Genomic DNA, 18866 nt, shown 5'->3' with positions numbered 1-18866 from the left:
TATTGATAACAATTATCATTATTAATTAAATTTTAGTAGACTACATACAAAGAAAATCTTAATTTCTAACATCCATGAATGGATAATGGAGTTTTAAACTAATTTCATTTAATACCTATTTATTTAAATTGAAGGATGAGATTTATGTTAAACTGCTTTTCTTCTAGAATCCTAAAAATGAATACTCGAAATTATCTAATGATCGCTCTTTTTATCTCGATCATTTTAGTAGTATTGTTATCCATGTTTTTAGCTGTAACTTTTGGAGCAAAGCAATTAACTTTACATACTGTTTGGTCTGCTATATTTGATTATAATCCAACGGTTACCCAACAACAGATTATTCATGAGTTGCGTTTTCCACGTGTGATTGGAGCTGCTGTTATCGGAGCTGCTTTTGCAGTATCAGGAGCGTTGATGCAAGGAATAACCCGCAATCCTTTAGCTGATGCCGGAATTCTTGGAATTAACGGAGGTGCGATGTTGGTGGTTGCACTTTGTTTCGCCTTTTTCCCAAGTATCCCCTACTCTCTTCTGATGTTTTTTTCATTTGTTGGTGCACTAATAAGCACATTACTGATTTTCATGATTGGCTCTGCTGCTCCAGGAGGGTTAACACCCATTAGACTTACCATTTCTGGTGCAGTAATTGCCGCATTTTTACATTCACTAAGTACTGGAGTAGCCATTTACTTTAATCTAAGTCAAGATTTAGCTTTTTGGTATGCAGGAGGAGTAGCGGGAATTAAATGGGAGCATTTAAAAGTATTGCTTCCTATTATTCTCGTTATTATTATTTGGGCGATATTTTTAGGACGATCCATCTCACTTATTTCTCTCGGAGAGGACGTCGCAGCGAATTTGGGAGTGAAAACGAATCGTGTCAGGCTATTTGGAATAATAGCCTCTGTCATTTTGGCAGGAGTTTCTGTTTCTGCTGTTGGTTCAATAGGATTTGTCGGACTTGTTATTCCTCATATTTCAAGAAAGTTAGTTGGCGGGAATTATCAGCTAATTATTCCGATGTCAGCATTGTTAGGAGCTATATTATTAATTCTAGCTGACCTGGGGGCTCGGATAGTTGACCCACCTCGTGAGCTAGCTATTGGGATAATGACAGCTCTTGTTGGCGTTCCTTTCTTCTTATATATTGCTCGTAAGGTTGGGAGGGACTTATAAGTGAATAACCTACTGAACAAAGATAACAAAAGGGCTTTTATTGTCACCACTGTATTTATTGTTATTAGTGTAATAGTCGTTCTACTAAGTTTAAATACAGGAACACTAAAGATTTCACCACTAAAGGTCATTCAAACTTTTTTAGGACAAGGGGACTTTGAAAGTTCTACAGTACTATTTGATTATCGTATGCCTCGAATATTAATTACGATGTTAGCTGGAATAGGATTGGGGATTTCCGGTGCAATATTACAAGGATTAACTCGTAATTCCTTAGCAGATCCAGGAATACTAGGATTACATGCAGGCGCAGCTTTTGGTCTTATTATCTTTGTTACATTCTTTCATTCTATGAATGAACATTCAGCTCTTTTCATTCCGTTGTTTACGTTTGGAGGAGGAGTTTTAACTGCATTATTAATTGTCTTATTGGCTTATGACCCCAATAAAGGATTATTACCAATTCGACTTATTCTCGTAGGAATTGCCATTTCTACTGGATTCAGTGCCATTGCACTTTTTTTCTCTCTTCGTCTAAATGAAGAGACATATTCATTTGCAGCTAGATGGTTAGTTGGCGACGTTTGGGGAAGAGATTGGATAAATGTAATTGCTCTTCTTCCTTGGATTTTAATTTTAGTGCCTTTCACTTGGATAAAATCCAAAGCGCTTAATGCAATATCTTTGGGTGATGATATTGCGTCCGGTTTAGGTGTTTCTGTTGAAAAAAATCGAATCCTTCTATTGGCAGCTGCTGTTGGTTTATCTAGTGCTAGTGTAGCAATGGCAGGTGGGATAGGCTTTATTGGTCTTGCTGCACCTCATCTTGCACGTCGATTAGTGGGGCCAATGTATCAACATTTTCTTCCTCTGTCAGGGTTGATTGGGTTAATAATCCTAGTGCTTTCTGACACCATTGGACGTTCTATCTTTCAGCCAAATGCCATTCCGGCAGGTATAGTAGTTGCGGCAATAGGTGCACCCTATTTTCTTTATTTACTTGCTAAAACAAAATAATTTTTTTTACAGGAGAGGAAACTATGAGAAAGAAACTTTTCATTCTAATCAGTTGTATGTTAATGGTTATGTTATCTGCGTGTGGACAAAATAATGCAGACACTAAAACAGCCAAAAGTAAAGAAAAAGAAAATAGTGAAGAATCAAGAATTGCTTCACTTTCTATACATTTAACGAATGATTTACTTGCTTTAGGTATAACGCCGGCAGGTTCAGTTATCGGAGGAGATTTAAAGGATTTTCTTCCACATGTAAAGGATCAATTAAAAAATACAAAAAAACTTGGTATTGTTACAGATCCAGATATGGAAGCATTACTGGAATTAAAACCATCTAAGATTTATCTTGATAAAGAATATGCCGGGCAGGATGTCTCAAAATATAAAAAAATTGCACCAACACATGTATTTGATCTAAACGAAGGAACTTGGAGAGATCATTTAAAATCAATAGGGAAACTGGTTAATCGCGAAAAAGAAGCACAAGAATTTATTACAGATTATGAAAAGGAAAGTAAAGAGGTTCAAGACTTAATTAAGAAAAAGCTTGGAGGAAATAGTAAGGTAATGGCCATTCGTGTTACAGCCAAGGAACTACGAGTATTTGGCACAAGAAGGCCAATGGGACCCATTCTATTTCAAGATTTAGGATTGAAACCTGCGAATGGGATTGAAAATATCGACAAAAACCAACCTTTTGAAGTAATCTCTCAAGAAGTCCTTCCAGATTTTGATGCAGATGCCATTTTTGTCATCGTCAACAGAGATGATCAAGCTCAAACCGCTTTTAAAGAATTAGAAAAAACAGCCATTTGGAAAGGATTAAAAGCTGTTAAAGAAAAACAAGTTTATCTAATTCCTGATCAGCCATGGCTTGACTATTCTGCATTAGGAAATAAAATGGCATTGGATAATGCAAAAGAAATTTTCTCTAAATAGGATCAAAGATTTGCAGCCTTATAATCATAAAAAAGTTCCATATCTGAAAAACAAGCACCGAATGGAGGACCATCATAAATGATGGTCCTCTTTTTGACAAATAAATTGTGTAAATGGTCACGAAGTTCTCATGTTTTTCATGTTTTGAATAAGGGGGAAACAAATTATTTTCTAATCGTTGCTTTTTCTTTAAAATCAATAATTAAACTAGATTTAATCATAAAATCAACACCTAGAATTCCAATGAATCAGTACGTCTCTTTTGTCATTCCTAATTGTACTTTAAAGGAATCTATCATAAAATTATCAATTTCTAAACCTGTTACGGTTTGCTCATAGCACAATTCACTTAATGCTTAATGTTAATGAAATTCATGTAGTGAGATAGTGATCACTATTATTTTAACTGAATACTCCTTTCTTCAACGAGCACATTACATTGAATTTTTAGGGTTGGATATAATATTTTATAAATCCATGTAATTAAGCGAGTTTTTATATTCAAATTATTGAGGTGAATATGTTGGATAAAGATAAATTAAAACTTACATCCTCTGAAATAGGCTCACTATGGGGAGAGTTTGTAAATGGAACTATGACTGATGTAGTAAATAAATATATGTTTTCTACCATTGAGGATGAGCAAATTAAAGAAGTTTTTGCAGATGCTTTAGAAACATTCAAAAGGCAAAAAGAACAAATTAGTGCATTTTTGAAAAACGAGGGCTTCCCAGTTCCAATTGGATTTTCTGAATCTGACGTCTTTAAAGGAAAACAAAAATTATTCACGGATATATTTTGTCTGAATTACTTACATATCATGACACTACATGGTTTACTAGGTCACAGTACTGCGTTAGGTGTGTCCGTGAGAAAAGACTTAAGGTTTTTTTATGATGCATGTGATGATGATGCAAAAAGGATGTATCACCAAACGCTTGAACTATTGCTTGAAAAAGGTAATTTTCAGAGAGATCCTTTATTCTACCCTGCAGAAAACCCTGAATATATTTCAAGTAAAGACTTCACCGATGGATTTTTCGGAAAAAGTAGAAAACTAGCGGCAACAGAGATCATTAGTATTTCATTTAACCTAAAAAAAAGTATTATGGCTAAAACGCTTTCTATTGCATTCAGTCAAGTCGCTCAATCAAAAGAGGTAAGAAAATTTTTAACCGATTCTGAGAATACAGCAGATGGACAAATAAAAGCACTTTCTAAAATAATGCAAGCAGATAATTTACCTGTTCCAAAATCTTGGGAAACAGAAGTAACAACCTCAACAGAGTCTCCTTTTTCTGACAAATTAATGCTGTATCATATTGGATTCTTATTTCAAGCAGCACAAAATTATCACGGAGCAGGTCTGGCATCGGCAATGCGAACAGATCTTGTTACTGCTTATGAGGGAACGATTCTAAAAAATCTTTTGGTTACAAAAAAATGGTTTGATTTAATGGTAAAAAATAAATGGCTAGAACAACCACCGCTTGCTCCCAATAGAAAAGAAATCTCAAGTCAAATGTAGTAATCGGAGGATTATTATAAACATAAAGAAGATTTTTTTGACCAACCTCTAATTATTTTAGAGGTTGGTTTTTAATAGGCAAAAATGTACTCTTTAAAATAGTAATAAATATTATCTTGTGAGTTATATCTCTAGTTTGTTTAACCACTCTCTATTAAGCACAACTTCAACTCTCTGCTTTACCACTATTTGTGGTCGGTTTACCCTAACAAATCTAAATGAGGTACTTAAGAGTTCTTAACATCTACTTATATTCTGTCTTACAAGATCTCTCATGTTGAAGCAGCCATTCTTTTCACCACAGACCTCCTGCATAACCGGTTAATTTCCCATTTGAACCGATGACTCTGTGAAAAGGAATATAGTTCCACTATGCATTAAAACTTCCCCATCATTTCAAAAAATTCCGCTTCAAATTTTTCATACTGCTCCATACAGTACTCATTACTCGGTATACAGTCCAGAATTTCCTTTTGAGTAAATAATCGCCCGCTTTTAATGATCCTATTTATATCCTTTGTATTCCGAATATCCTTTAAAGGATTACTGTTCAATATCACTAGATCAGCAATGGCCCCCGCTCTGATTAAACCAATATCGTTAAGATGAATGGATCTCGCCGCATGAATTGTTGCTGCTTTTAGAGCTTCCATTTCCGTAAATCCAATTTCCACAAATAACTCTAGTTCACGATGAAGCGCCATTCCTGGAGGTGTCCAAACTCCTGCAGGGGTATCTGTTCCTGCTACAACCGTTCCTCCTAATTCAAAATAAGTTTTAGCTACAACTTTTGTAAACTGATTCATCATGCCTAATTGTCTTTTCAAAGCCTCTGACTGCTCCGACACCACCATCCAGTGATTTGCTAACCCTCCCTCTCCTTCCAGTGTTTTTGTAACATCATTTTTCACATACCAATAGTCTGGAAGCTTCTCAATCTGATCATGAATAATCATAGTAGGGCATAGCTTCACATCATATTGAAGCATTTGTTCACACAATCGCTGAATCCTAACTTGATCAGGGTGTTTCCAATCAACTTTCCCCCATTCCTCTTGATCTGCTTGTGTATGCCAGTTGGGGTAAAGTGCTTGAATAAATCCGGATGCATGTTCAAACCAGGTAACACCCATTTTAGCTGCATTCAATGCGTTTACTTTTGAGGAGTGGATGAGATCGCAGCTTACTTCTAATCCACAATTTTTAGCTTCAGTAACGACCGCTTCCATCACCTCTTTTGCGAGCCACCCGTAAACTTTAATAAATTTCGCTCCTGCTTCAGCTTGTCTTTTCACTTCATTCCTAGCTTCGTTAGGATCATCTGTCACAAAATTCCCCGTACTCGTCGGTCCCCAAAGTCCTGGAGATCCATCGATCATACGGTCAGCAGAATAAACCCTTGGAGTTGGAGCATGGATAGGAGAATCAATCAAACTTTTTAACTGCAATACATTTCCTGCGGTATTCCTAACAGTTGTCACCCCAGAAGCTACAAACTGAGGTGCATATCCTTCATTAATATGACAATGCATATCTATTAAACCTGGAATTATATATTTTCCTTTAACATCAATAATTTTAATGTCGACTGGAGTATCACTATCCTGATGAAAAATATTTTTAATAAACCCATTATCAATTTCAATCGACCCTTGAAAGTTTGTTGCCCTCTCGACATCTATAATCCATGCATTTTTTAATAAATACCTCATATATCTCCACCCCTTTTTTGATGATTGCTCCCATTCATTTTAGTAAAATACATATAGAGCACTCGCATTTTTCTCATATAGTGGAATTTATCGGTATAGATGAAAAATTTGATTTAAAAGGGGGAAACAAACTTCATGAAGACTTATGGAGAAACATTGAGGAAAATTAGAAAACAAAAGGGATTTACAATGGAACAATTGGCTAATGGAATTTTTTCTGTTTCCTTCCTATCAAAATTTGAACGAGGAGAATCAGACATCTCCCTTAGTTACTTTTCTCTTATTCTTGAAAAACTTTGCCTTACTTTTGATGAATTTTTTTATATACATAACGATTTTGAACTTGATCATCTTGAAACATTCTTTAATGAAACGGATAAGGCCTATTCGAATCGTAATTTACTACAAATCCAACGATTAAAAAAAAAGAAATGGAAAAATGGGAGAAATACAAATTCCAGCCATTCCTTTGTAATAAACTGATGCTCGAGGTTTATGAAAAAATAATAAGTAATGAAATTATCACATCTGAACAAGAAGAACTAAATATTTTATATGATTATTTATTTAAAGTTGAGGTGTGGGGATATTATGAGCTTCGTTTATATAACTCTACCATGCTGCTTATGAATACTGAAATGGTGCTGACCCTCTCTAAAACAGCCTATGAAAAAAGTACTCGTTATCATAAATTAAAGAAAATTAATCATGTAATTGTGCCAATTCTAATCAATACTCTCATTCACTTGATAGGTCCCGTAAATTTAGGGAATGAAAAAATACAGAAGTACAAAAAAGAAGCGGATATTTTCTTTTCATATTTAGAAAATGCCAGTATACCTGAAAGCAGCTTATACGAAAGAATTCAGCTGTTGTATATAAAAGGGATATACGAAATTAAAATGGGGGATTGTAAAAAAGGGATAGCAAAGGCTAATAAGGCTATTAAAATACTTTCTGATTTAGGGTCGTATGATTTAGTAAATAATATGGAAAGTTATTTGGGGCTTGTGTTGGATGTGAATGAGTGAAAATCGTGGAATATTACAGTTAAGCAAACTCTTAAATTGATTTTCGTATTAAAAAAAGAGGACCCATTTTATTGATATGGTCCTCCTTTAATCTTGTTTCCAATCCATTATTGAAAAATAATTCTATCAAATAATCCCAAAAAACTTCTCTGCTTTTTCAAGATAGGGTTGTTGCTCTTCTGTTAAATCATATTCTTCGAAAATCGCATCCACTGGACATACTGAGACACATGCTCCACAATCAATACATAAGTCTGGATTAATATAATATTGATCCGTCCCTTTCACTATACAATCAACTGGACAAACCGTTACACACTCACCTGCTTGTTCTGCTGCACATGGACTTGTAATAACAAAAGCCATTATATCCCTCCTTAAATAGGAAACGTTATATAAAGTATTCTAGTTCTCTATATACGTTCTTTTTCCCATTAAACCTTTTTGTAAAAAAAACATTTCCTCCACCAGTTTTTCGATTCGCTTTAAAATATCATCATCGATTATTTCGCTATTTTCATTAAAAAAATCATTATGGATAAATACATTACTTGAAGGCACAACCCCTTTTAAATACGACAGAATGGGCTTTAGTTGATATTCCGTCACTAAAAAGTGTTTTTCTGTACCTCCTGTAGTGACAATCCCTGTTACCTTTGACTTAAAAGCATCAACTGGAAGATGATCAAAAAGGTTTTTTAATACCCCTGAGATGGATGCTTGGTAAATAGGCGTACCGATAACTAGAAAATCTGCGGATAAAATCTTGTTCACTACTTCTATAGTATCTTCGTTATAAAATGCCAATGGTTTACCACGAACAAATTCAACATCATAATCTTTTAGATCAATTAATTCCGTTTGAATAGCTGAATCAAGACCACGAGCTGCGAATAAAACGGAATGTACAGCTTCAGCTGTCTTTTGCCCGACTAATGATCCTGAAATCCCAACAAGTTTCATGTATGCTCCCCCCCGATTGTATAGGGCTTCCCCATCATTAAATAAGGTACCATTTCGGTACCTTATCGAAGTGTTGAATTATTTGATGGTCTGCTCATATTTCGCAGCTACAGCATCCCAATCAATAATATTGAAAAAGCTCTCAATGTATTCAGGCCTTCTATTTTGGTATTTTAAATAATACGCATGCTCCCATACATCAAGACCAAGTATAGCTGTTTTTCCATCCATAATAGGATTATCCTGATTTGGAGTGCTTGTCACCTCCAACTGACCATTTTGATTTACGACAAGCCATGCCCATCCAGAACCAAAACGAGTTGTAGCTGCATCAGCAAATTTTTGTTCAAAAATGCTAATATTCCCAAATGCTTCATTTATTGCTTCTGCTAATTTCCCAGAAGGTGCTGCCGCTTCTTTGAAAGGGGCAATAACCTCCCAGAAAAGTGTGTGATTTAAATGTCCCCCACCATTATTTCTAACGGCAGTTCTAATTTCCTCTGGTACAGATTCCAGATTACTCAATAATTCTTCTAATGTTTTATTTTGCAACTCATCTTTTCCTTCTAATGCAGCATTTAATTTATCTACATATGTTTGATGATGCTTGCCATAATGAATTTCCATTGTTTGCTTGTCTATGTAAGGATCCAATGCGTCGAATGAATATTTTAATGCTGGTAGTTCAAATATTGTCATTTTAAAATACCCCCAGAAATATAAATTTGTACTTTTTATATTAAAATATATAAAAAGTTTAATAAAATATTACCTTATTAAAAAATTAAAGTCAATCAAATAATTCTGAAAGCGTGCGTTCTATATCCTTTTTATCAAATCATAATTAAGTACTACAGAATTGAAAAATCAATCCTGTGCTTACATTTATTATATGAAAAAGAAAAAGAGTGCTCCTACGATTAATGAAAGGGCTGTTATTGACCGAAAAAGAAAAAATACCGTTCTTACGGTAAATGAAAAGACGATACTTTAACAAGAAAAGGAAGATGAGAGCTCCTACAGTATTTGAACAAATCATTTATTCAAAAACATCAAATTAAATTAGTTCTTTATAAAGGAGAGATAGAAGATTTCGTAGCCTTTTAGGAGAAATTAGTCCTTCTTGATAAAGATCACATGCATTTTTCGCTAGTCCCTCATAATGTATAATAGGCTTAGCTGCTATTAGATTTTCTAACTGTAATTTTCTTCGAATCAACAATACATTTGGTTCAGCTAAAAGTTTATTCATCAAAGTCTTTTTTATATGTCCAATTTCATAAAGTCTTCTAACCATTGATTTATATGGAACTTGGAAAATATGGGCTAATTCTACTGCTTGCTCTGAAGAGACAGCATTTTTATGGATATCTAAAAATAATAATTCTTGTTCCAGAACATGCTTTGGTACTAAAAATATTGCTGCAAATAAATTTGCCCGCACTTCTCTTATATTTTCGAAGATGCATTATTAATATGGACAATAGCTGGATACAGTAAAGAACGGTTTAAAAGTGAACTATGGCCACCAAAATATGCCTCTATTTTTATATAGACATTTTTTTATACCTGTTTAAAAAAGCTATCCCATATAAAGGATTATTAGCTTTATATCCGTGACGACAGAAGAAGGATATTACAGCCTTTTCGAGTTTCAGTCCCCTACTGGGTCATTATTTTTAAAACTTTGAGAGTAGACTGTTAACTCCTTCTTCCTTCGAGTTATACTCTAATTAAAACAACCTCATCTGTTCCGACACTTGCTTCTCATCACCAATTACATACCCCATCGACTTATATCCTGTTAATCGTTTTTCAAACATCGCTTTTAAAATCGGGACTTTTTCGTCAACGTAATCATACACTTGAACTTCTTCCTTACTATAGTATTGACGATGAAGGCGACCAACATATTGCTGAAGGGTGCCCTTCCATGATATTGGCATTGTTAAAAATAATGTATCCAGCCGGGCATCGTCAAAACCTTCTCCGATGTATTTTCCAGTTGCAATGACCAACCGTTCCTCTTCTTTCGGTACGGCATATAGACGTTCTAGCTCTTTTTTCTGATCTTTTTTCTTCATGTTTCCTGCTAATACAATGATATTTTTAGCAAATCCATGAAATAGGTTTTTTAATATGTTTAGATGTTCAAGACGCTCAGTCAAAATAATGGGGGATCTCCCTTCTTCCAATGATCGTAATACATCATCGAGAATTTGAAGGTTTCTCTTTGAATCAATCGCAAGCTCCTTATAGATATCATAAAATTCAGTTTTCTTTGTCAAAAATGTTGTTTCTTTCTTGATTAATCGATGACCGAACTGGTGAATTTCCGCTTGTGATTTTGCATCAATTGTATAGCGAATAGGCCCACATTGCATCATAATAATTGGGTGCATTCCATCTTTACGTTTTGGGGTAGCAGTCAATCCTAATACATATTTTGTCCGTATTTTTTTCAATACATTTTCAAAAGTGATCGCTGAAATAATATGACATTCATCTACAATGACTTGCCCATATTGTGTAATAAAAGATTTAAGCTGACCTTTATAATTCAAACTTTGAATCGTTGCGACATCCACTTTTCCAGTTATCTTATTTTTCCCACCACCAATTTGTCCAATTTCACTTTGAGAAACATTTAAAAATGTCGAAAGCCGCTCTACCCATTGATTCATTAATTGAGTACGATGCACAATGATGAGCGTATTTACCTTTCTCTCGGTAATGATAGCTGTGGCAACAACTGTTTTACCAAAACCTGTTGTCGCAGAAAGCGTGGCTTGATTGTGTTCTAACAATGTATTCACGACCTCAGCTTGCTGTGAAGTAAGTGTTCCATAAAAATTTACATCAATACTCTCACCAGAATATTGACGATCGACAATATCCACTTTAATTGCTTGCTCCGCAAAAAAATCTAACAGTTCTCTCAAACACCCTCTTGGCAGAATTAAAACATCCCTTTCATCATCTGCACACTGAATCATATGTGGAATTCCAAATGTGGATAGCCTTTTAGCTCGAGCTTTGTAAAAATTCGGGTTATTGAATGAAGCTATATCCGCAATTTGTGATAGTAAGGATGCGGGTACTCCATTCTTCTTAATATAAATCCCATTTTTCAATTCAATTTGTATTTCCTTCGGTGGCAATACAGGATTTTCCACTTCAGTCCCAATAATTGCTTGAACATCTTTTTTTGTCATTTTATAAACGGTAGATAAGTACAGCCATTGATCTGGATAAGGAGTAAAATTTTCATCAACAAATATACTATTCCCATTTTTTCCTGGAACCTTTTGAAAAGGGAGAGCAATAAGATTTCCGAATCCTCCTTTTGGTAAAGTATCCTGGTTAGGGAACATCCGATCAAAAGATTCTAAATAAAATCCTTCATTCTCTTCTTTCGTTTTCTTTAAAAGAAAGATTCCTAATTTCCGTGCATTTACTGCAATAATTGGAGAAGAAAAGAAAATCCATACATGTGCTCCATTGCCCGACCTAGACCGCTCAATATGATAAGGTATCTTCAATCCCTTACAAGTTTTGGAGAATACTATAACATCTTTTTGCCATTGCCCTTTATCAAAATCAACCGCCAAAAACGAGCATGTCTCATCCTTTAATAATGGATAAATCCCAATCGTTTTCTTGCCGTTCATATGTTCAATATGCACTTGATCTGTCAAAGGGAGAAGCTTACGATTTTGACACTTATTGCAGCTAATTTGCGGTTTTTGGCATAATGGTTTTTGCCATTCTAATGCACAGGCAGGCACATATCCTTGCTTTCCACTTTCAGATTCCCAACGTAGCGCATAGACATCTGTTCTACCCTTAAATAAACTCTTCAGCAGACTTATTTTCTCTCCTAATGAAGACTCCTTTGTTACTATTTTACTAGGATCAGCTGAACTTTGATTATGCATCATCTTTACAAGTAACTGTTTTAAATAATAGTTTTCCCTTTGTAATTGTCGGTAATCTTTCATGTATATCCCTCGAATATTAATTATGTATAATAGCATTATATCCAATTAGTTCGAAAAAATATCAATAGAAACAGAGGGGCTAGAATGAAAATCAAAGTAACCGATTTAAAAAAACAATTAAAAGATTATGAGCAAAAAGACCTTATTCAATTAATTGCTGACCTTTATAAATCTAGTAAGGAAGTGCAAACCTATTTATCCATCCGTTTCCTTGGTGAAGAAGCTATTATCGAATTGTTTAATCAAACAAAGAAAACTATCGAAAATGAATTTTTTCCGGATAGAGGGCATGGTAAGTTACGTTTAAACCAAGCCAAAAACGCCATTTCCCATTTTAATAAACTTACAAAAGACGAATTAAGGACTACTGATCTTATGCTTTATTACGTCGAACAAGGCGTGGAATTTACAAATGCTTTCGGTGATATAGATGAAAGCTTTTATAACAGTATGGAAAAGATGTATGAAAAAGTAACCATCATGTGTGATAAAGAGGAAAAATACTACCATGCTTTTGCTGATCGATTAGAACAAGTTGTAATCGATACAGATGGCATTGGCTGGGGATTCCATGACCAATTATCATATTTGTACAGTCAGATGGATCATGTGAATGAAGACGAAGAATAAATAAAACTGTAGTACCGATAATGTTGAGGAAAACTAAAGAACATATCAATACCATAAGCGGACATTGAGTCCGTTTTTTTTTATTAACTGACCAAAATTTAAGGGCTATGCGGACACTGAGTACGGTATTTATGAAAAAATACAAGGAAACTACTTCCTTTATACAAAATAACAGAACCTATGTCCGTAAATATAAAAAATTAACCCATTTTTTCGCAAATAACGGAACTGGTGTCCGCCAATCATCGCTTCTCCACTGACTTTACTGATAAAAAAATATGTAAAAATTAAAGGGAATTTCCACCCCCATACTTATAGAAAAAAATGACAGACATATTCTCGTTCATGTAGAATAAAAAAAGAGAGAATATTTTTTAAAAGGAGTTGTTTTATCATGATGATTGTGACAACAGAAAATATCGTTAATCATAAAATTACTGAGGTGAAAGGCCCGGTTTTCGGATTAACAGTAAGAGCACGTGGTCTTGGAAAAGATATCGTCGCTTCATTTAAAGGTCTCATCGGCGGGGAAATTAACCAATATACAGAAATGTTAGAAGACGCGCGAAAACAAGCAATCGATCGTATGGTTGAAAATGCAAAGGCAATGGGAGCAAATGCGATTATTATGATGCGCTTTGATTCTGGGGAAATCGGCCAGAATATGAGTGAAATTGTTGCTTATGGAACGGCAGTAGTAGCAGAAAAGGAATAGAATGATGAAGTGGTTTTTTGGTTTTTACGGTATACAAATTATCATCGCTCTCATCTTAATTTTTGGTTCTTGGTTTATTTGGGATCGCCGTTTCAAAACTAAACATGGGCAAAGGGTGCCTGATGGTTTTGTTCGCACAAATGAAGTTTCCATTGACCCAACTACGAAGAAAAAACTAGTCGTTTATTTTAACCCTGAAACTGGGGAACGATTTTATAAGGAAGAATAATTACAATATCTAAAGTTAGGGACGGATCTTTCGCTTTATCAAAGCAGAATATCCGTCCCTTTGCTTTTTATGACAATTACTATTCTATAAATTCACTATCATAAATTGTAAAAATATAGGATAAAAGACTAATAATATTTTTACATTCATATTTCGATAATCATCGAAACTATAAGGGGCTATAATAATCCTGTGATAAAAAGGTAGAAAAAAGGAAGTGTACTTAAATGAATGCAATTGATTTAATCATATTAAATTTTGAAGAAATTAGACGTAGAAGTATAAAAGTTTGGCAAGCAATACCTCAACAAATGTTGAATTGGAAGCCCGACGAAAATGCTCTTACTTGTGCTGAAATGATTAGACATATACTGGAAGGCGAATTTCTTTATCACCAAATGCTAATCGGAAGAGGAAGTAAAGCATTAACTAATTTATCAAATCCTTTTGAAACAAAAGAATTTACAACAGTAGAAGATGACCTTACATTTGCACTGCCTTTTCGAGAAGATTTCTTAAAATACATTAAGACAATAAGTCTGAGCGATTTAGAGAATATAAAAATAGATCGTTCTGACGTAGGTTATGTTAGAACGCTTGGAGATATGTTATTACGTATTGCTTATCATGAGTCCGTTCATACAGGACAGTTGTTAGATTATATGAGAACAATGGGAATTGACCGCCCTATGATATGGGATTGATAAATTAGGACAAGACTTTTTTAACATTTCAGCCGTTGTTAGATTAGATTTTTGTCCAATAATCCGAAGAAAAAACATAATTAAAGTTAGGTTATGTGGAAAGGTGACTCTTCTTTTGAGTCACCTTTACCCTTTCAATGTACTACAAATATAAAAAATACTATTCAATTAATTTCGTATCATAACGATTCCATTCATCTTTATGGAGAATATAATGATAATACTGCTCTCCTTCAATTTCTACATTCCCATTCATATGAAATCCACATTTTTGAATTACTTTATTAGAGCTTACATTATGAGGGAGAACGACGGCATTAAGTAGTTCAACATCTGTATTTTCAAATAAATAATTGATCAATGCTTTTGCTGCTTTTGTTGTGTATCCCATGTTTCGATAATGTTTTGAAATAGCATAAGCGATTTCTCGATTTGGTTCATTCAGCTCTTCTTTAATACCTGTATTACAGAAACCAATAAATTCACCAGTTTCCTTTAAAATAATTCCTAGCTTCAAATAATTAGCATCGCCGATATTAGGTACTGCTGCCAAAAAATTTTTATTACCTGGAACCTCATAATTTGTAACCCAGTTTAATCGTTGTTCTCTCGTTGAACGCCAATCTGGCAAAAATTCATAAACTTCAGGTTGTGAGGTAATTTCATATATACTGTCTACATCTTCAATTCTAAACTCTCTCAGTAATATTTCACCACAGTCTATTGTAAATAAATTGGTCATATCTATCCCCTCTCCCTTTATAAGTGTTGGTTAGATTATATCTGACTTACACTACTTGAATAAACCTCATACTTTTTTCATAAAAGAAAATAAGCCTATGCGGTATAATAAAACCACATTGGCTTATTTTAAAAATTTGTTCTTTTTCTTTTTTCTTTTAGTACGATTCTTTGAATACTTTTTGATGACAAATAATATTTTTCACCTAAAGCAGCCGTATCCATTCCTGATAGATAATCGTTATAAATATTAGAATTTCTTACATCCAATTCTTCTCTTGTAGCAGTACTGGACCCCCAACTCTTTTTATTTTCTTCTCTTCGAGGGATATAAAGATATTCACCATCAACATATTTTTGTATTAACTCCACCAACTCAGCTGGTAAAATATTCTTTGCTTTTTTATAGCTCATTTTTGCACTCCTAAATTTTTAATCTTTCTTTTAGGAAGAGCAAAGGCTATTTTTATTTACATTATTTTGCAATAGCCTCTGCTATGCAAAAATAGTATACCTTCTCATACAATCAATCCTCCTTGCATTTTATTTATTACTTTTCTGTTTCAAGTTTAATCCATATTATACCATGTATATCATCGAATCATTTAAGAAACTGAATCTCTTTATCCGTAAACTTTAACACCTATAAACATTGCAACCCAAATTGCGTAATAATTCGGGCTCTTAGTACCCTTGTTATATCAACTATTATTTTATCTGTGCTTTTGGGACACTAGATCCACTATTTGTGACAAAATGGGATGAATCCTTATGTTTACGGACAAAGGTTCCGCTATTTTATAAAAAAGCAGTGATTTCCCTGTGATTTTTCGTAAATAGCGGACTCAGTGTCCACTTAGTCCTTAAATTAGGGGCATTTATTAAAAATAACGGATTCACTGTCCGCTTATGATATTCAATTTATTAACGCTCAAAGCGATAATTGATTGAGTTTAAGCTAAAAGCAAACTCTCCGGCGAAACGTTAAGCAAAAAGGGGCTCGGTTCTCCTACACTGTAAAGCTGCAAGTGATGTAAAGCCCTGGTACAGGCGGTGTAGAACAATCTGCGCAGGCTCTCATCACCGTATACTTTAGCAGATGCGTCATAAATTATGACTGCGTCGAATTCGATACCTTTGGCTAAATACGCTGGTATGACAACAACACCTTGCTCGTATTCAATTGAGCCGCTCTTCACAAGCTTGATTTCTACATAGCTGCTTAGTGCCTCGTAAGCAGCGGTGCTTTCCGCAGCGGATTTGCAAATAATCGCGATCGTATTATACTGTCGTTTCTGCAAGTCGACGACTTTGGAAGCGATGCTGCGGTGCAGTTCGTCACGATCGGACAATTGTGTGAGAACAGGTAGCTCACCGTCTCGTTCAAAAGCAGTAATCCGTTCGCCTTCTGGCACGAGTCTACTTGTAAATTCGGTAATTGGTCTTGTGGATCTGTAGCTACGGGTTAAATTGATTGCTTCCGTTTGATCCGGACCGTATAAGTCGGTAAGTGTATGGAAATCGACCATTTCACTAGCATGAGCGAATATCGCCTGGTTAAAGTCTCCGAGCACAGTCATCCTTGCCGAAGGAAACAAACGTTTCAAAAACTCGAATTGAAAAGCAGAATAATCTTGCGCTTCGTCTACAAGCACATGTTTAATAGAAGAATTCATCTGAAAACCTTGAATTAGCTCTTTTAAAAGTAAGAACGGAGTAGCATCTTCGTAAAACAATTTACCTTCGTCTAACATTTTCACAGTCATTAGGCAAATATCCGCCCACTCCTCAGGCGTTTCCCCCTCCATCCAATATTCGATCTGCGTTGGATTGGCAAATAGCTGCTTGTATATACCCTTAATGTCGACGAAATGTAGGTTCTGGATTCGTCTGCGTAACGGTTTCAACTTTTGGTGGACAATCAATTGGCCAAGTGCTTCGATCTCATTCTCATAATTCTCAAATGATTCTTCTGTAAAGCCTCGTTTTTTCTTTAAATAGGTACGAGCTTTTTGGTAATCCGCATTGCTAAGCAGCTCGATTTCTTCCTGCACCCATGGCTTTGTCCGTTCGAGCTTCTCGGTTTCATCTATTTGCTTGTTTAGCCATTCTCTCAACTTCTCTAGTCTGTTGTGAAAGCTGAGCGAGGTGTAGCTGCTATAAAATCTTTCCTCAATTTGATTGGCGGTGACAATAGGTTTCCCTCTAAATATTATTCCTTTGAATAGCATGCCTGATAATTCCAGCGACTGCCTGTATGTTTTGACTGTCTCGAAAAAACGGGTAGATGCCTTGAAACGAATGCTCGCAGTCCTAGTCCGGTAGGAAGGGGTATCCGCTGCAGTCAACACATATTCCAATTGCTCGTAAGGACCCTCGACTTGAAATGCTCTACTTAGCCGATGGTCCAAGTATTCCTGGAATGTGACCTGCTGCATATTCTCTTCGCCAAGTTCGGGCAACACATTGGAAACGTAGCTATTAAACATCTTGTTAGGTGAAAATAGAATGATTTGATCAGCTTTCAGTCTATCTCGATATTTATAGAGTAAGTAAGCGATTCGCTGGAGGGCGGCCGATGTTTTGCCGCTGCCAGCAGCGCCTTGAACAATGAGCAGCCGCCCGTGATCGTGCCGAATGATTCGGTTTTGCTCCCGTTGAATGGTGGCAACTATGCTGTGCATATGTTTGTCTGTGCCTTTGCCAAGTACCTGCTGCAAAATCTCATCTCCAATGGTGAGACTCGTATCGAACATTGATTTGATACTGCCATCGCGGATGATATATTGCCACTTTTTATTCAGCAAGCCATGAACTACTCCTTCTGGTGTAACGTACTCTGCCGGACCTGGCGGATAATCGTAGTAGACGCTCGATATGGGTGCCCGCCAGTCGTAGATTAGGAAATTGTCTCTTGTTGTATCCGTAAGCGTAGAGACTCCGATATAGATACTTTCCACTTCGGAAGTTCCTTTTTCAATGAAATCAATTCGACCGAAATAAGGTACTTCCTGCATTCGGTGCAATACGGACAGCCGATTGAAGGCGTTCCTGTGGATGCTTTGGCTTACGGACAAGTCTTGAGCCTGTTGTCTTAAGCCGATGATCGTCTCGAGATAATCGTCAAAAGTATCTGTGTTAACCTTGACGTCATCCCAAAAGTGTTTACGAATATTGATCACTTCATTACGACGTCTGCCAGTTTCATCTTCCAGCTTGCTGATTTGCTCCGTAATTGTCTCCATTACGCTATCCAATCGTTCTTGCTCCTGACGAAGTTCAGTGTTCATATCATGCACTCCTTAAAAAAATTTAAAATGAGGGTTGACTGAAGAGGTTATTTATTATATAATATAATTGGGATAATATATTACATAATAAATAAAAGTTGTGTTTCTATACTAATTTATCACAGATTCACAGTTTTATCAATGTATTTAACATGACCGACACCATAATAGATCATAAAACCCCTTGA

18 protein-coding genes and 2 pseudogenes are annotated in these 18866 nt (G+C 35.3%); 10 read left to right on the top strand and 10 right to left on the bottom strand.

The window, feature by feature from the left end:
• Positions 1-240 precede the first annotated feature (240 nt).
• The 4 genes and pseudogenes from ACQKP0_RS12845 to ACQKP0_RS12830 form a co-directional block, all read left to right on the top strand.
• Positions 241-1179: pseudogene (locus ACQKP0_RS12845) on the top strand (FecCD family ABC transporter permease); the annotation flags it as partial.
• Positions 1180-2196: a FecCD family ABC transporter permease gene (locus ACQKP0_RS12840; protein WP_427406246.1), complete on the top strand. Its 1017-nt coding sequence runs from the start codon at positions 1180-1182 to the stop codon at positions 2194-2196.
• A gap of 23 nt (positions 2197-2219) precedes the next feature.
• A complete protein-coding gene (locus ACQKP0_RS12835; RefSeq protein WP_427406245.1) occupies positions 2220-3134 on the top strand; it encodes an ABC transporter substrate-binding protein in 915 nt (304 codons plus the stop codon).
• Between the two features lie 523 nt (positions 3135-3657).
• Positions 3658-4662, top strand: coding sequence for a DUF3231 family protein (locus tag ACQKP0_RS12830; RefSeq protein ID WP_427406244.1), 1005 nt, complete (start codon positions 3658-3660; stop codon positions 4660-4662).
• Positions 4663-4957: 295 nt separating this feature from the next.
• Here ACQKP0_RS12830 and ACQKP0_RS12825 read toward each other — a convergent pair.
• Together ACQKP0_RS12825 and ACQKP0_RS12820 are read right to left on the bottom strand one after the other, a co-directional pair.
• A pseudogene (locus ACQKP0_RS12825) lies at positions 4958-5023 on the bottom strand (methylated-DNA--[protein]-cysteine S-methyltransferase); the annotation flags it as partial.
• 16 nt (positions 5024-5039) lie between these two features.
• On the bottom strand, positions 5040-6374 hold the full coding sequence (locus ACQKP0_RS12820) for an amidohydrolase family protein (RefSeq protein WP_427406243.1): 1335 nt from the start codon (positions 6372-6374) through the stop codon (positions 5040-5042).
• Between the two features lie 135 nt (positions 6375-6509).
• Here ACQKP0_RS12820 and ACQKP0_RS12815 point away from each other — a divergent pair, with 135 nt between their 5' ends.
• Together ACQKP0_RS12815 and ACQKP0_RS12810 are read left to right on the top strand one after the other, a co-directional pair.
• Positions 6510-6857, top strand: a complete 348-nt coding sequence (locus ACQKP0_RS12815) for a helix-turn-helix domain-containing protein (RefSeq protein WP_427406242.1) — start codon at positions 6510-6512, stop codon at positions 6855-6857.
• Positions 6806-7405: a hypothetical protein gene (locus ACQKP0_RS12810; RefSeq protein ID WP_427406241.1), complete on the top strand. Its 600-nt coding sequence runs from the start codon at positions 6806-6808 to the stop codon at positions 7403-7405. The genes ACQKP0_RS12815 and ACQKP0_RS12810 overlap by 52 nt, the downstream gene beginning before the upstream one ends.
• Positions 7406-7531: 126 nt before the next feature.
• Here ACQKP0_RS12810 and ACQKP0_RS12805 read toward each other — a convergent pair whose 3' ends face one another.
• From ACQKP0_RS12805 to ACQKP0_RS12785, 5 genes are all read right to left on the bottom strand, one after another.
• A complete protein-coding gene (locus tag ACQKP0_RS12805) occupies positions 7532-7771 on the bottom strand; it encodes an indolepyruvate ferredoxin oxidoreductase subunit alpha (protein ID WP_427406240.1) in 240 nt (79 codons plus the stop codon).
• 39 nt (positions 7772-7810) lie between these two features.
• Entirely contained in the window at positions 7811-8368 is a 558-nt protein-coding gene (locus ACQKP0_RS12800; protein WP_427406239.1) for an NADPH-dependent FMN reductase, read from the bottom strand.
• A gap of 78 nt (positions 8369-8446) precedes the next feature.
• Positions 8447-9067: a superoxide dismutase gene (locus ACQKP0_RS12795; protein ID WP_427406238.1), complete on the bottom strand. Its 621-nt coding sequence runs from the start codon at positions 9065-9067 to the stop codon at positions 8447-8449.
• Between the two features lie 358 nt (positions 9068-9425).
• Entirely contained in the window at positions 9426-9812 is a 387-nt protein-coding gene (locus tag ACQKP0_RS12790) for an ImmA/IrrE family metallo-endopeptidase (protein ID WP_427406237.1), read from the bottom strand.
• Between the two features lie 289 nt (positions 9813-10101).
• On the bottom strand, positions 10102-12369 hold the full coding sequence (locus tag ACQKP0_RS12785) for a TOTE conflict system archaeo-eukaryotic primase domain-containing protein (RefSeq protein WP_427406236.1): 2268 nt from the start codon (positions 12367-12369) through the stop codon (positions 10102-10104).
• An 84-nt stretch (positions 12370-12453) separates the two neighbouring features.
• Between ACQKP0_RS12785 and ACQKP0_RS12780 the strand changes: the two genes are divergently transcribed.
• The 4 genes from ACQKP0_RS12780 to ACQKP0_RS12765 all read left to right on the top strand — a co-directional run bounded on the left by ACQKP0_RS12780 (position 12454) and on the right by ACQKP0_RS12765 (position 14647).
• On the top strand, positions 12454-12999 hold the full coding sequence (locus ACQKP0_RS12780) for a DUF6155 family protein (RefSeq protein WP_427406235.1): 546 nt from the start codon (positions 12454-12456) through the stop codon (positions 12997-12999).
• 394 nt (positions 13000-13393) lie between these two features.
• Positions 13394-13714: a YbjQ family protein gene (locus ACQKP0_RS12775; protein WP_427406234.1), complete on the top strand. Its 321-nt coding sequence runs from the start codon at positions 13394-13396 to the stop codon at positions 13712-13714.
• A gap of 1 nt (position 13715) precedes the next feature.
• On the top strand, positions 13716-13943 hold the full coding sequence (locus ACQKP0_RS12770; protein WP_427406233.1) for a hypothetical protein: 228 nt from the start codon (positions 13716-13718) through the stop codon (positions 13941-13943).
• 227 nt (positions 13944-14170) lie between these two features.
• Positions 14171-14647, top strand: coding sequence for a DinB family protein (locus tag ACQKP0_RS12765; protein ID WP_427406232.1), 477 nt, complete (start codon positions 14171-14173; stop codon positions 14645-14647).
• 160 nt (positions 14648-14807) lie between these two features.
• On the opposite strand, the gene ACQKP0_RS12760 is transcribed toward ACQKP0_RS12765, so the two are convergent.
• The 3 genes from ACQKP0_RS12760 to helD form a co-directional block, all read right to left on the bottom strand.
• Entirely contained in the window at positions 14808-15389 is a 582-nt protein-coding gene (locus tag ACQKP0_RS12760) for a GNAT family N-acetyltransferase (RefSeq protein WP_427406231.1), read from the bottom strand.
• Positions 15390-15517: 128 nt separating this feature from the next.
• Positions 15518-15802 carry a CD3324 family protein gene (locus ACQKP0_RS12755; protein WP_427406230.1) on the bottom strand — a complete coding sequence of 95 codons (285 nt, stop codon included), beginning with the start codon at positions 15800-15802 and terminating at the stop codon, positions 15518-15520.
• Positions 15803-16341: 539 nt separating this feature from the next.
• The gene (gene helD, locus ACQKP0_RS12750; protein WP_427406229.1) at positions 16342-18678 is read right to left on the bottom strand and encodes an RNA polymerase recycling motor HelD; all 2337 of its coding nucleotides are present in this window, start codon (positions 18676-18678) and stop codon (positions 16342-16344) included.
• Positions 18679-18866 lie beyond the last annotated feature (188 nt).

It is taken from the genome of Heyndrickxia sp. NPDC080065, assembly GCF_050281185.1.
GTDB lineage: Bacteria > Bacillota > Bacilli > Bacillales > Bacillaceae_C > Heyndrickxia.
Note: the sequence above shows the minus strand (reverse complement) of the source record. Positions and strands in the feature narration are given on the sequence as shown.